We start from the raw sequence: 13,654 nt of genomic DNA, 5'->3' as shown, positions 1-13,654 counted from the left end.
ATTTCGCCGGGCTATTGTACCGGGCCGGGGCCACGTGCTGATGACGGTCCGCCCCGACATGACTTCAGTGAAATCCCGAACGCTCGGACTCAGGCGTGCGGATCGTCCGGCACGGTGTCCAGATCCGCCAGCCACACCACCGATTCCGAATCGCTCGGCGCCCGCCAGTCGCCGCGCGGCGAGAGCGAGCCGCCCGTGCCGACCTTCGGCGCGTTCGGCACGCACGAGCGCTTGAACTGGCTGGTACGGAAGAACCGGTCCAGGAAGATGCGCAGATTGCGCTTGATCGCCACGAGATCGTAAGCGTTGTGCGCCAGATGCCCTTCGTCCGGCCAACGTCCCTGCGAGGCGTCGTGCCACGCGCTCCACGACAGGAATGCCACCTTGCGCGGCGCATACCCGAAGCGCAACGTGTAGTAGAGGTTGAAGTCCTGCAACTCGTACGGTCCGATGAAATGCTCGGTGCGCTGCTCCGGCGCGCCGTTCGCCTTGCCCGGCACGAGTTCCGGACTGATTTCCGTCTCGAGAATGTCGATCAGCACATTGCGACGCTGACCGACGTCCTTGCCCGGGTCCTTGCCGCCACCCTTTTCCGCCCTTTCCGCCCTTTCCGCCCTTTCCGCCATGCCGCCCTTGCCGGGCCGGGCCGATGCCGCGCCGCCGAGTTGCCCCGTCTCCGCCACCCAGCGCACCAGGTGCATGATGAGCGTCTTGGGCACGCTGGCGTTCACGTTGTAGTGCGACATGTGGTCGCCCACCCCATACGTGCACCAGCCCAGCGCCAGCTCGCTCAGGTCGCCGGTGCCGATCACGATGGCCCCGAGGTGATTGGCCAGACGGAACAGGTGGTTGGTGCGCTCGCCCGCCTGCACGTTCTCGAAGGTGACGTCGTAGACCGCTTCGCCCCTGGCAAACGGATGATCGAGGTCCTTCAGCATCTGCATGCAGCTTGGACGAATGTCGATCTCGCGCGCCGTACATCCGACCGCCTCCATCAACTCGCGCGCCTGACGCAGCGTACGCTCGCTCGTCGCAAACCCCGGCATCGTGTACGCCAGAATATTCGTGCGCGGCAAACCGAGCCGGTCCATGACCTTTGCGCAGACGAGTAGCGCGTGTGTCGAGTCCAGCCCGCCGGACACGCCGATCACGACCTTCTGAAGGTTCGACGACGCCAGCCGCTGCATGAGCGCCTGCACCTGAATGTTGTAGACCTCGTGACAGCGCTCGTCGCGACGTTGCGCGTCGGACGGCACGTACGGGAAGCGTGCGATGGTGCGAGCCAGCGGCAGTTCGACATCGCGCGGCACGCGCACTTCCACCCTGATCGTGCGAAAGCGCTCGACCTCCTGCGCATGCCGACGCACAGACACCCCGAACGTCGTCTGATGCATGCGCTCGCGCGCCAGACGTTCCAGATCGATGTCCGCCACAATCAGATGCGAATCGCTGGCGAAGCGCTCGGACTCCGCCAGCATGTCGCCGTTTTCGTAGATGAGCGCCTGACCGTCCCACGCGAGATCGGTCGTCGACTCGCCCTGGCCGGCGGATGTGTACAGATAGGCAGCCAGACAACGCGCCGACTGCTGAGCGACCAGTTGATGACGATAGGCCGACTTGCCGACGACCACGTTCGACGCTGAAAGATTGACCAGCACGGTCGCGCCGGCGAGCGCAGCGAACGACGACGGGGGCACCGGCACCCAGACATCCTCGCAAATCTCGCAATGAAAGCGCAGCAAGGGCTGATCGGCCGCTTCGAAGATCAACGCACCGAACGGCACGTCGTGCCCCAGCAGCGTCACATGATCGACGCCCGCATCATCGAACGCGTTGAACTGACGCGCTTCGTAGAACTCGCTGTAGTTCGGCAGGTACGTCTTGGGCACCACGCCATGGATGCGTCCGCGCGCGATCACCACCGCGCAGTTGAACAGACGCTGCTGCACGCGCACCGGCATGCCGACAATCAGCGCTGCCCCCAGTTCGCGGCTCGCCGCCACGATCTCGGCCAGCGCGGCGTCGCAGGCGTCCTGCAAGGCGCGTTGCTGGAACAGATCTTCACAGCTATAGGCGGGAATGCCCAGTTCGGGGAAAGCCACGAGCACGGCGCCCTGCGCGTCGGCCTGTCGGGCCAGCGCAATGGTCTGAGCGGCGTTGAAAGCGGGGTCGGCGACGCGGCACTGCGGCACTCCGACGGCCACACGCGCGAAATCGTGATTGTAGAGATTGAGAAATCGGTTGGTCATGTCGGCAGCTACGATGCATCGCCCATGTGCCGTGACACCCCGGGCATGGCAACCGATGCTGGTCCGGCTGTCGCACCCGCGCGGCGGACGGCGGACGTTGGAATCGCCAGTATATTACGCAAGGCCCCGACTTGCCGGGCCGGTGCATTGACTCGCGCGGACTCGCACCGGCGCGCCCGGTTCAGGACGCGCGGCGTTTGAACGGCGTGTGGGCCTCGAGCTCGCCGATATGCTCGTCCATGGCCGACGTCTCGCGCTCGAGAAAGTCCTCGACGGCCTGCGCAAACCGCTCGTCCGCGATCCAGTGGGCGGACCACGTGGGCGTGGGCAGCAGCCCGCGCGACATCTTGTGCACGCCCTGCGCCCCGCCCTCGAAGCTGCGCAGTCCGTTGGCAATGCAGTACTCGATGCCCTGCGCGTAGCACGTCTCGAAGTGCATGCCGGAGACGAAATCGGTCGTTCCCCAATACCGGCCGTACATCGTGTCGCCGCTCACCACGTTGAGCGCGCACGCGAGCGGCGCCCCGTCGCGCTCGGCCATCACGATGAGCAGCGCGTCGGGCATCGTGGCGTGGATCTGCCCGAAGAACTCGCGACTCAGATAGGGCGCGTTCCAATGCTCGCGATAGGTGTTCTCGTAACACCGGTAAAAGAAGTCCAGCGCGGCGGCGTCGATCTGCTCACCGCGCAGCCATCGATACGTCACCCCTGCCTCACGCACGCGACGCCTGTCCTGCCTGAGCTTCTTGCGTTTTTCCTGATTCATCTGCGCAAGGAAGTCGTCGAACGTGGCGAAGCCCGGATTCTCCCAGTGGAACTGCACGCCTTCGCGCAACAGGTAACCCGCCTCGGTCAGCGCGGCGAGGTCGTCGTCGTGCGTGAACAGCACGTGAATGGACGACACCTCCAGTTGCTTCGCGAAGGCAATCGCACCGCGCGCGAGCGCCACGCGATCGGCATGCGTGCGCGCGAGCAGACGCGGCCCGGTCACCGGCGAGAACGGCACGGCGCACAGCAGCTTCGGGTAGTACTCGATGCCATGGCGCGCAAAGGCGTCGGCCCATGCATGGTCGAAGACGTACTCCCCACGGGAGTGCGACTTGACGTAAAGCGGCATGGCGCCCACGAGCAAGTCATCCGCCTGCATGAGCAGATAAGCCGGTTGCCAGCCGGTGCGCCGGGACGCACACCCCGTCTCGTGCATGGCGTGCAGGAACGCGTGCCGCACGAACGGGTTATCGCCCGCGAGCGCGTCCCACGCGTCGACCGGCACGTCTTCAATCGATGGCACTACACGGATGACCACGTCGCTGCTCACTTCTCACCTCGTCTGCAAACCGGCGGCAACGCACGGTGACCCTACGACCGCATGCCCCGTTACTATGTTCGCACCTCGATAATCGAGGTTTTGGCCAGCCAGGCCCGGCATGATTCCCGCCCCCAGTCGTAACCATGATCCGGGGGGTGTTGTCACCGGGTCTGGTGGGTGGCTGGTGATCGCTGATAGGGGTTTGGCACGGATATTCCGACGCCGTCCGTAACGTGGATGCCGAGACTTGCCACCAGGGTTCTTGCAGGCCAATTCACTTTTTGTGCCAACTGCAATGCATAACTTTCCACTTCATGACGCCGTCGATGTCTTCATCGGCGTCGACGTCGGCAAAGGCCACCACCATGCCGTCGCTCTCGATCGCAACGGCCGTCGCCTCTACAACAAGGCCCTGCCTAACGATGAGACCCAACTGCGCGCCCTCATCGATGAGTTGAAAGCCCACGGCCAGCTCCTGTTCGTCGTCGATCAGCCGGCTACCATCGGCGCACTGCCGCTGGCCGTAGCCCGCGACGCCGGTACGCTAGTCGCCTACTTGCCAGGTCTGGCTATGCGTCGCATCGCCGACCTGCACGCAGGCGAAGCCAAGACCGACGCGCGCGACGCCGCCGTCATCGCAGATGCCGCACGCACCATGCCGCATACGCTGCGCTCATTGCGTCTGGCCGATGAGCCGCTCGCCGAGCTCACTATGCTGTGTGGCTTCGACGACGACCTGGCCGCCCAAGCCAACCAAACCAGCAACCGCATTCGCGGCCTGCTCACGCAGATTCATCCCGCGCTTGAGCGCGTGCTCGGACCTCGCCTGGATCATCCCGCCGTGCTCGATCTGCTTGAGCGCTACCCCTCACCCGCAGCACTGGCGGCCGCGGGCCAAAAAACGCTGGCGAATCGCCTGATCAAGCTCGCACCACGCATTGGCAAGAGCTTGGCCGCCGACATCGCGCAGGCGCTTACCGAACAAACCGTAGTCGTGCCGGGTACTCATGCCGCCACGCTGGTGATGCCGCGTCTGGCCCAGCAACTGGCCGCCCTACGCAAGCAACGCGACGAGATCGCCGCCGAGGTCGAGCGCCTGGTGCAAAGCAACCCTCTTTGGCCGGTCCTGAGCAGCATGCCCGGAGTCGGGCTCAGGACCGCAGCGCGACTCCTGACCGAGGTGGCGCACAAGGCCTTTGCCTCGGCCGCCCACCTGGCGGCCTATGCTGGCCTAGCGCCGGTGACCCGGCGCTCTGGCGCCTCGATTCGCGGCGAACACCCCTCTCGACGTGGCAATAAGGTACTCAAACGCGCCCTGTTTCTCTCGGCCTTTGCGGCTTTGCGAGACCCGATCTCAAGGGCTTACTACAGTCGAAAAATCCAGCAGGGCAAGCGCCACAACCAGGCACTTATCGCGCTGGCTCGCCGGCGCTGCGACGTCCTTTTTGCCATGCTACGCGACGGCACTTTTTATCAACCCAAAACGGACCCCAGTGCTTGACGAACTACATAGGGGCACCCCCCTGTACTGCCCGACATTGTCGCCGAACTTGCTCGTGGCTTCAGGCGAACGTTGCATGACAACATAACCTACCAAAAGTAAGTTACCATTGGTAGGTTACTGACTTGTCACGGACCTGACCATGCACGCACTCATCGTCGTCGCTCATCCCGAACGGGATTCCCTGACCCACGCACTTGCTGCGCGCATCGCCGACGGGATAACCGCGTCGTCGGCCCCTGGCGCAGAGCAACCGCGCCACTCGGCCGAGATTGCCGATTTATCAGCGGAAGGCTTCGACCCGCGCTTCACCGCCGACGATCTTGCGGCGTTCCGAAATGCGGGGCCTGTCCCTGCCGACGTGGCCGCGGAGCAAGCGCGGATCGACCGTGCCGACGCGCTGGTCATCGTCTATCCGATCTACTGGTGGTCGTTCCCCGCCTTGCTCAAGGGATGGATCGACCGTGTGTTCACGCAAGGCTGGGCCTACGAAGACGTGGCGCTCGGCAAATCGCTCAAGAAGCTGCAACGTCTGCGCGTGCATCTCGTCGCAAGCGGCGGCGCAGATCAGCGCACCATGGCGCGCCATGGCTACTTCGGCGCGATGAAAACCCAGATCGATCACGGGATTTTCGATTACTGCGGGGCGCAGGTCGTCAGATCCGAGTTGCTTCTTGCCTCGGACAGCGGCTACCCTGAAGCCCATCTCGAAACGGCGCGCGCTTTCGGTCAGAGAGTTTTCGCCCATTCCGACTGAGGCGCTGGCGCGCTTTCGCCTCGACCGAATCAACCGTCTCCAACGTTTCCGAACATGTGTCCTGCCACCGATGACCTCCCGCGCCGCCGCCTGCCCCGTGAAGCACGCACGCGACAGTTGCTCGACGCGGCCTGGGCGCTCATCGGCGAGTCAGGAACCGACGCCCTGACACTTGGGCGCCTGGCGGACGAGGCGGGGGTGACGAAGCCGGTGGTGTATGACCACTTCGGCACACGCGAGGGTCTGCTCACCGCGTTGTACCGGGACTTCGATGAGCGGCAGACGGCGGTGTTCGACGATGCCGTGGCGGCGGCCAGACCGAGTTTGCAGGACAAGGCGCGCGTGATTGCATCGAGCTATGTGACGTGCGTGCTGACACAGGGCCGGGAGATCCCCGGCGTGCTGGCTGCCCTTGGCGGCTCGGCGGAACTCGCGGCGGTGAAGCGGCAGTATCAACACACGTTCATCGCGAAATGTGCCGCAATTCTGGCCCCGTTCTCGGGACCGGCGGGCCTGCCGGCCCCGGCAATGTGGGCCATGCTGGGCGCCGCAGATGCGCTGTCGGATGCGGCCGTCGCCGGCGACATCACGCCGGACGAGGCGCGCGCCGAACTGCAACAGACCATCATCGCAATGGTCAAGCGGCACAAGTCTTAAGCGCCGGGCGCGTGAGCGAATCGGCTGGCCGTTATCGGGTTATCGCGTTATCGGGTTATCGCGCCATCGCGCGGGCAATAAAAAACCCGGCCATCGGCCGGGTTTCTCATGGGCGTCGGGCAGCGACGCCACGGGCAATGCCGCCCGCAGATCGTCGCTCACTTCGTCGCTCACTGCGTCGCTTACTTCTTCGCGTTGGCCACGCCGTCGACGATTTCCTTGTGGGCGGCTTCAATGCCTTCCCAGCCTTCGACCTTGACCCACTTGCCCTTCTCCAGCGCCTTGTACTGCTCGAAGAAGTGCTTGATCTGGTCCTTCAGGTAACCCGGCACGTCGCCGATCGACTTCATGTGCGCCGTCATCGGGCAGATCTTGTCGACCGGCACGACGACCAGCTTGGCGTCAACGCCCGATTCGTCGGTCATGTTGAGCATGCCCAGCGCGCGGCAGCGAACGACCGAGCCGGCCAGCAGCGGGAACGGGGTAACGACCAGCGCGTCGACGGGGTCGCCGTCGCCTGCCAGCGTTTGCGGAATGAAGCCGTAGTTGGCCGGGTAGCGCATGCCCGTGCCGATGAAGCGGTCAACGACCAGCAGGCCCAGATCCTTGTCGGCTTCGTACTTCACCGGGTCGCTTTGCGCCGGGATCTCGATGATGACGTTGAAATCGTTGGGGATGTCCTTGCCGGCAGGCACGTGGTTGAAGCTCATGATGGCATTCCTGTGTATAGAAAATGGCATGCCGCCGCACGACGCTCGCGCCCGCCAACCTGCCGGATGCTGCGCCGCCCGACGGCAATCGGGCGCCGAACATTATAGCGGGTTTGCCTGCTGCCCCGCCCGTGGCAACGGCGCGATACCGGAATGCATATTCATGCAGGGGCATGCAGCGCGCCGAGCGCTAGGCACGAAGCGCCGGCAACCGTGCCAACCGTTGCGGCGTGAGATCGTCCACGCTCGCGCAGCCGAGCAGTTGCATCGTCGTGCGCAGTTCGCCCAGCATCAGTTCCAGCACCCCCGCCACGCCCTGAGCGCCTCGCGCGGCCACGCCGTACAACGGCGCACGTCCGAGCAACACCCCTTTCGCCCCCAGCGCGACGGCCTTGGCCACGTCCGCGCCCCGCCGCACGCCGCCATCGACGAAAACGGACATGGCGGGCGCGCCGTGCCTACCGGCGCCGAGCGCGTCGACGATCATCGGCAACGCCTCGACCGGCGCCAGCGTACTGCCCAACTGTCGGCCGCCATGATTGGAGACGATGATGCCGTCCGCCCCATGAGCCTGCGCCTGGCGCGCGTCGTCGACGCTCAGAATGCCCTTGACCAGCACTTCGCCCGGCCAGTGCCGACGTACCCACGCCAGATCGTCCCAACTCAGCGACAAGTCCATCTGGCGGCTCAACATCGCCGCGTGACGCGCCAGATCCGCCCGCTCGCCCACGCTTCTGGCGATGTTGCGCAACTGCGGCGCGCCGCCCACGAGCATCTGCCAACTCCAGTGCGGATGCCGCATGCAGTCCGCCACGAGACGCGGCGTGAAGCGCAGCGGCAGCCGGAATCCATTGCGCGTGTCGTGGTCTCGCTTGCCATGCACGGGCGTGTCGACCGTGAGCATCAGCGTGCGGAAGCCCGCCTCGCGTGCGCGGCGCATCATGCTCTCGGCAATGCGACGGTCCTGCTGCACGTAGAGCTGAAGCCACAGTTCGCCGTGGGGCACGGCGGCACGCACGTCCTCGAGCAACGACGTGGACGCCGTCGAAAGCACAAACGGCAGCCCGGCATCAGCCGCCGCGCGCGCGAGCAATTCGTCTGCACGCGGCCAGAACAGCCCGTTCAGGCCCGTGGGTCCCACTGCCATCGGTGCGGCGGCGTCGCGGCCCCAGAACGTCGTTTTGCTCGACGTTTGCGAGGTATCCGTCATCACTCGCGGCGCGAATCCCCACTGCCCGAATGCGTCGCGGTTGCGACGCAGCGCATCGCCGTCTTCCGCTCCGCCCTCCAGATAGTCGAACGCCAGCTTCGTCAACCGGCGGCGCGCCGCCAGCCGGTAGTCCTCCACGCAGGAAAACGCGTGCATTGCTCCTCCCTGATCCCGATATTGCCAACCCTTGCCAAGCCGTGCCGACGCTTGTGCCGATGCCGGCCGATGTTCCACGCCTTGCCTTGCCGTGGTCCCCGTGCCGCTCACGACGGCATCAGGGAAAGTTCGCTACTTGCGCATAAACAATTGCATTACAATCAACTTCATTACAATCCGAACATCATCACTCACCTCATGCCGCGCTCCTCCGCCGGATCGTCGCGCGCTCCGCAGAACGCTTTCGCGCAACCTGCCAGCGACACAACGAACGCATCGCCTGAACCGAACACTTCGCGAGCCTCGCGCTCGTCACTCTTTGTCGGCTCGACGGAGAAGACCTTTCAGGTGCTGCACGCCTTCGACGGTCCGGCGCGCTACATGACGCTCGGCGATATCGCCAAAGCCGCCGACCTGGACCGCAGCGCGACCCAGCGACTCGTCCACACGCTCGAAGCGCTGGGCTATCTCTACCGGGTGCCCGAGACACGTACGTACGGCCTCACGACCAAGGTGCTGCAGTTCTCGTACAACTACATCCGCGCGAATGAACTGGTCGACAAGGCCTCGCCCTATCTGCTCGACATCAGCCGCCGCGTCGGCGAGACGACCAACCTTCAGGAGCTCGACGGTCACGAAATCGTGTTCGTCGCGCGCTTTCCCGGCCAGCATCTGGTGAATATCGACATCGTGGTGGGCGCACGCCTGCCCGCCATGTTCACCGCGTCGGGCATTGCCATCCTGTCGCGCCTGCCGGACGCGCGGGTGCGCGAGATCCTCTCGGGCACCGCGCTCGAACCGATGACGCCGTACACGCTCATCGATCAGAAGAAACTGCTCGAACGGATTCAGATCACGGCACGTCGCGGCTATGCCATCGTCGAGAACGAGACGGTGATGGGCGACATCTCGGTCGCCGCGCCGATTACCGATCACGACGGTCATGCGGTGGCCGCCATCAACATCTCGGTGCCGACCTCGCGCTGGACACGCGAGCGTGCGGAAGCCGAACTCGCCCCGCATATTCAGGTGGCCGCGACCTCGATCTCGAAATCGCGACTGTCCACATTCCGGCGATAAGCCGCTCGGCCGCTCCCCAGGTCGGCAGCACTCGGCGCATCGACCGCCAGGCGGTGACGCCGGTCACCGCCCAACTGCCTGACTGTCTCAACGCCCCTCGAAAATCGCGAGCTGACGCTTGAGTTCGTCGCGCAATTCAGCCGACAGCGCGGGCGCCGGCGGCACGAGGGGTGCCAGCATCGCGGGTGCATTCACGCCAATCAGATCCATCACGGACTTCATCGGTCCCGGGTTCGTCTCGGCAAACGCCAGATTCATCAACGGAATCAGCGAACGGTGCAGCGCCAGCGCTTCGGCCGTCTTGCCTTCTGACGCGAGCGAGAAGATGCGTTGCCAGGCGCTCGGCAGCAGCGACGCCGTCACCACGATCCCGCCACGCGCGCCTGCGGCCACATGCAGGGGGAAAAGCGTGTCTTCACCGCTGAGCACGGCAAACGAGTCGTCGACACCGGCCACCGTGCGCAGGAAATGCCACATATCGGTGTTGCACGCCTTCATGCCGATGATGTTGTCGTGGCCCGACAGTTCGTGCAGCACTTCGGGCGCGATCGCGATACGCGTGCGATACGGAATTTCGTAGATGAGGATGGGCAGCGGCGACTCGTCGGCGTAGCGCAGGAAGTAGTCGCGAATCCCCGCTTGCGTCGGATTCGTGTAGTACGGCGTGAGCACCAGCAGGCCGTCGGCACCGGCCGCAGCGAAGTCGCGCCCGGCCTCGATGGCGTCGTGATATCCCGGATCGAGCACGCCGGCGATGACCGGCACATCGCGGCCGTGCGCCTTGACTTCCTGCGCCGTGAGCTCGGCCATGCGCACGCGCTCGGCGCGCGAGAGCGCACCGTATTCGCCGGTGCCGCCAAGCGGCACCACACCGTCGATGCCCTGCGCGAGCAAGTAGCGCATGAGCGCACGTGCGGCGTCGGTGTGAATCGTGTCGTCGGCATTCACCGGCGTGGGGATCGCCGGGAAGATGCCCTTGAGTTGTGCGGAGCGAAGCATGTAATAAACGTCCGTGAATCGTGAGTTCGGTGAAAGCGGATACCGCCTCAGGCGGCGAGGCTGCGCAAGCTACGGCGACGCAGACGCTCGGCCACCCAGATGAGCGCGGCAATGAAAAGGAAGAGGCACGTGGAGACGGCGGCAATCACCGGCGAGATCTGCATCGTGATTTCGTCCCAGAACTGCTTGGGCAACGTGGTCGACAAACCGCCCGACGAGAACAGCGCAATCGTGAGCTCGTCAAAGGACGTGGCGAATGCGAACAGGAACGACGACAGCAGTCCGGCCCCGAGAATCGGGAAGGTCACGCGACGCAGCGTCGCCCAGGGACGCGCACCGAGGCTGTTCGCCGCCAGATCGAGACGCGTGTCGTAGTTGCGCAGCACCGCCATCATCGTGATGACGACGTAGGGCACAGCCACCACCGTGTGCGCAAGCGTGAGCCCCACGCTGGAGCCGACCAGACCGACCTTCGCGAAGAAATAGAACACGCCGACGGCCAGAATCATGCGCGGTACGACAATCGGCGCCAGCACGAAGGCGAGCATCGCCGACTTGCCGCGCATGCCGCCACGAACCAGCAGGAAGGCCGCCGGTGTGCCGATGAGCATCGAGAGCAGGCCCGCCCCGATACCCACGAGCATCGAACGCGTCACGGCCTGCATCCACAACGGCGAATCCCAGATCTGCTGATACCACTGGAGCGAGAAGCCCTTGGGCGGCCAGGCCAGTCCCGAGGCCGAGTCGAACGACATCGGAATCATGAGCAGCGCGGGGGCGGCGAGGAACACCACCAACAGGAAGACGACCACGCGCAGCAGCGGTCCATCCCGCTGCTCGCCCTGATGACGCGGCAGCACGCGCAGCAGCACGTCGGTGGCGCTGCCCAGCGCGCCGAGCACCTTCTCGCCCAGCGTGCGGCTCCAGCCGCCCCGGCGTTTGCCTGTCTTTACGTCGCCCGCACCGCCGGCCATCGTCGACAGGCCGACCATGCGGTCGTAGACGAAGAACACCACCAGCACCACGGCAAGCAGCAGCACCGAAATCGCACCGGCGAAGCCCCAGTTCAGCGCCTGCATCACCTGATCGATGATGAGCTGCGTGATCATGGTCTCGTGACGCCCGCCCAACAGCGTCGGCGTGATAAAGAAGCCGATGGAGGTGACGAATACCATCAGCGCTCCGGCGGCCACGCCCGGCAGCGACAGCGGGAAGTACACGCGCCAGAACACCGTGCCCGGACGCGCCCCCAGAGTCGAGGCCGCACTCGGCAGACGACGGTCGATGTTCTCCATCACGGAGAGCATCGTGAGTACGGCAAGCGGCATGAGCGCATGCACCATGCCGAGCACCACGGCGGGGAAGCTGTAGAGCAGCGAGAGCGGCTGGTCGATCAGCCCCAGATCGAGCAGCGTGCGATTGACGACCCCGTTGCGCCCGAGCAGCACCACCCACGCAAACGTGCGCACGAGGAAGCTCGTCCAGAACGACAGCAGCAGCCAGAACAGCAGACGCTGCTTGCGTGCGCCGGAAAGCGTGGAGAGCCGGTAGGCAATCGGATAGCCCGTGAGCACCGCGAAGAAGGTCGTGTAAAGCGAAACCTTGAGCGTGATGAGCAGCACCTCGACGTAGACCGACGAGGCGAACAGGCGCTGGTATTCGGCGAGCGTGAAGCCGCCTTCGCCGCGAATGCTTAGTAGCAGCAACTGGCCGACCGGGTAGATCAGCATCACCGCCAGCAGGATGACGATGGGCGCGGCCATGAGCAGCGGACGCATGCGCGCACGCCAGTGCAAGCGGCGCGGCGTCGGCGGCACGGGTTGGGAAGACGAGGGACGAACCACGGCAGATGCACTCATGGCTTACCCCGCGATCGCCACGGCGTCGTCCGCGCGCCAGGCGAGGCCCAGCGTCTGACCGATTTCGTAGCGGTTGCCCTGACGGTGCGTGGGGAACGCGGCGACGAGCGACTTGCCGTCTTCAGCGCCATGGCCGCCATTGCCACCGGTCACCGCCGATTGCAGATAAAGCTTCGTCATGCCGCCCGTGACCATGATGTCGGTCAGTTTGGCGGTGATCGTCGCGACGCCCTCGCCCGCAGGCTGGCCGTCGTGAATATGCAGGTTCTGCGGGCGCAACATCAGCTTGACCGGGCGACCACGCTCGACCTGCGGGTCGTAGACCATCGCGAGGGCGCCGTTCGCGGCGTCCACCCCCGGCATCGTCACGCGCACCTGATCGCCGGCGCGTTCGAGCACCGTGGCGTCGAGCAGGTTGGACTCGCCGAGGAAGTCGGCGACGAACACGCTCTTCGGACGGAAGTACAGATCGTCCGGCGTGCCCAGTTGCGCAATCTCTCCGGCGTTCATCAGGCAAATGCGATCGGACATCGTCATCGCCTCTTCCTGATCGTGCGTGACATACACGATGGTGGTGCCGAGCTCCCGGTGGATGCGCTTGATTTCGAGCTGCATGTGATCGCGCAGCTTCTTGTCGAGCGCGCCCAGCGGCTCGTCCATCAGGATGATCGACGGCCGGTAGACCATGCAGCGCGCGAGTGCAATGCGCTGCTGCTGGCCGCCCGAGAGTTCGCGCGGATAACGCTCCGCCACATGCGGCAGATGCACCATTTCCAGCGCGTTCATGACCATCTTGCGAGCCTCGGCGGCATCGGTGCGGCGCATCTGCAACGGGAACGCGATGTTCTCCGCCACGGTCATGTGGGGGAACAGCGCGTAGTTCTGGAACACCATGCCGATGTCGCGCTCGTACGGCGCGCCGTACGTGACATCGGTCCCATTGATACGGATGGCGCCCGCATCGGGCTGCGACAGACCGGCGATGAGCGAGAGCAACGTGGTCTTGCCCGAGCCGCTGGGGCCGAGCAAGGTCAGGAATTCGCCCTGGGCGACATCGAGGTCGGTCGGCGCGAGCGCGACGAAATCGCCGTAACGCTTGGACAGGCCCGAGACTTGAAGATTGGCAACGGTCATGAGATCAGCACCCAAAAAAACGTGAAACGGAAC

At 65.0% G+C, this 13,654-nt stretch carries 10 protein-coding genes and 1 pseudogene; 4 read left to right on the top strand and 7 right to left on the bottom strand.

Going from position 1 to position 13,654, the window contains the following annotated elements:
* Nucleotides 1-89: 89 nt before the first annotated feature.
* On the bottom strand, nucleotides 90-2,249 hold the full coding sequence (locus UC34_RS06665) for an NAD(+) synthase (protein ID WP_044454831.1): 2,160 nt from the start codon (nucleotides 2,247-2,249) through the stop codon (nucleotides 90-92).
* 181 nt (nucleotides 2,250-2,430) lie between these two features.
* Nucleotides 2,431-3,567 carry a GNAT family N-acetyltransferase gene (locus UC34_RS06660; RefSeq protein WP_044454830.1) on the bottom strand — a complete coding sequence of 379 codons (1,137 nt, stop codon included), beginning with the start codon at nucleotides 3,565-3,567 and terminating at the stop codon, nucleotides 2,431-2,433.
* A gap of 228 nt (nucleotides 3,568-3,795) precedes the next feature.
* Here UC34_RS06660 and UC34_RS06655 point away from each other — a divergent pair.
* The 3 genes and pseudogenes from UC34_RS06655 to UC34_RS06645 all read left to right on the top strand — a co-directional run bounded on the left by UC34_RS06655 (nucleotide 3,796) and on the right by UC34_RS06645 (nucleotide 6,473).
* A pseudogene (locus UC34_RS06655) lies at nucleotides 3,796-5,059 on the top strand (IS110 family RNA-guided transposase).
* Nucleotides 5,060-5,201: 142 nt separating this feature from the next.
* Entirely contained in the window at nucleotides 5,202-5,816 is a 615-nt protein-coding gene (locus tag UC34_RS06650; RefSeq protein WP_044454829.1) for an NAD(P)H-dependent oxidoreductase, read from the top strand.
* A gap of 54 nt (nucleotides 5,817-5,870) precedes the next feature.
* Nucleotides 5,871-6,473, top strand: a complete 603-nt coding sequence (locus UC34_RS06645) for a TetR/AcrR family transcriptional regulator (protein ID WP_044454828.1) — start codon at nucleotides 5,871-5,873, stop codon at nucleotides 6,471-6,473.
* A gap of 182 nt (nucleotides 6,474-6,655) precedes the next feature.
* On the opposite strand, the gene ppa is transcribed toward UC34_RS06645, so the two are convergent.
* Nucleotides 6,656-7,183 (bottom strand): inorganic diphosphatase, encoded by a 528-nt coding sequence (gene ppa / locus UC34_RS06640; RefSeq protein ID WP_044454827.1) that lies wholly within the window; start codon nucleotides 7,181-7,183, stop codon nucleotides 6,656-6,658.
* 190 nt (nucleotides 7,184-7,373) lie between these two features.
* Nucleotides 7,374-8,549 carry an alpha-hydroxy acid oxidase gene (locus UC34_RS06635; RefSeq protein WP_044454825.1) on the bottom strand — a complete coding sequence of 392 codons (1,176 nt, stop codon included), beginning with the start codon at nucleotides 8,547-8,549 and terminating at the stop codon, nucleotides 7,374-7,376.
* A gap of 198 nt (nucleotides 8,550-8,747) precedes the next feature.
* Between UC34_RS06635 and UC34_RS06630 the strand changes: the two genes are divergently transcribed.
* Nucleotides 8,748-9,629, top strand: a complete 882-nt coding sequence (locus UC34_RS06630; protein ID WP_044457845.1) for an IclR family transcriptional regulator — start codon at nucleotides 8,748-8,750, stop codon at nucleotides 9,627-9,629.
* Between the two features lie 87 nt (nucleotides 9,630-9,716).
* Here UC34_RS06630 and UC34_RS06625 read toward each other — a convergent pair whose 3' ends face one another.
* The 3 genes from UC34_RS06625 to UC34_RS06615 form a co-directional block, all read right to left on the bottom strand.
* Entirely contained in the window at nucleotides 9,717-10,628 is a 912-nt protein-coding gene (locus UC34_RS06625) for a dihydrodipicolinate synthase family protein (protein ID WP_044454824.1), read from the bottom strand.
* A 47-nt stretch (nucleotides 10,629-10,675) separates the two neighbouring features.
* The gene (locus tag UC34_RS06620; RefSeq protein ID WP_174556783.1) at nucleotides 10,676-12,391 is read right to left on the bottom strand and encodes an ABC transporter permease subunit; all 1,716 of its coding nucleotides are present in this window, start codon (nucleotides 12,389-12,391) and stop codon (nucleotides 10,676-10,678) included.
* 99 nt (nucleotides 12,392-12,490) lie between these two features.
* On the bottom strand, nucleotides 12,491-13,621 hold the full coding sequence (locus UC34_RS06615; RefSeq protein WP_044454822.1) for an ABC transporter ATP-binding protein: 1,131 nt from the start codon (nucleotides 13,619-13,621) through the stop codon (nucleotides 12,491-12,493).
* Nucleotides 13,622-13,654 lie beyond the last annotated feature (33 nt).

It is taken from the genome of Pandoraea vervacti (assembly GCF_000934605.2).
Taxonomy (GTDB): domain Bacteria; phylum Pseudomonadota; class Gammaproteobacteria; order Burkholderiales; family Burkholderiaceae; genus Pandoraea; species Pandoraea vervacti.
The sequence above is the reverse complement of the archived record's forward strand: the minus strand, read 5'-3'. Positions and strand labels throughout refer to the sequence as shown.

What these genes read in the sequence shown, in the direction of transcription:
- ppa (WP_044454827.1), bottom strand. Translation starts at nt 7,183, where the DNA reads ATGAGCTTCAACCACGTGCCTGCCGGCAAGGACATCCCCAACGATTTC.
- UC34_RS06665 (WP_044454831.1), bottom strand. Translation starts at nt 2,249, where the DNA reads ATGACCAACCGATTTCTCAATCTCTACAATCACGATTTCGCGCGTGTG.
- UC34_RS06650 (WP_044454829.1), top strand. Translation starts at nt 5,202, where the DNA reads ATGCACGCACTCATCGTCGTCGCTCATCCCGAACGGGATTCCCTGACC.
- UC34_RS06620 (WP_174556783.1), bottom strand. Translation starts at nt 12,391, where the DNA reads ATGGCCGCGCCCATCGTCATCCTGCTGGCGGTGATGCTGATCTACCCG.
- UC34_RS06615 (WP_044454822.1), bottom strand. Translation starts at nt 13,621, where the DNA reads ATGACCGTTGCCAATCTTCAAGTCTCGGGCCTGTCCAAGCGTTACGGC.
- UC34_RS06645 (WP_044454828.1), top strand. Translation starts at nt 5,871, where the DNA reads ATGTGTCCTGCCACCGATGACCTCCCGCGCCGCCGCCTGCCCCGTGAA.
- UC34_RS06630 (WP_044457845.1), top strand. Translation starts at nt 8,748, where the DNA reads ATGCCGCGCTCCTCCGCCGGATCGTCGCGCGCTCCGCAGAACGCTTTC.
- UC34_RS06625 (WP_044454824.1), bottom strand. Translation starts at nt 10,628, where the DNA reads ATGCTTCGCTCCGCACAACTCAAGGGCATCTTCCCGGCGATCCCCACG.
- UC34_RS06635 (WP_044454825.1), bottom strand. Translation starts at nt 8,549, where the DNA reads ATGCACGCGTTTTCCTGCGTGGAGGACTACCGGCTGGCGGCGCGCCGC.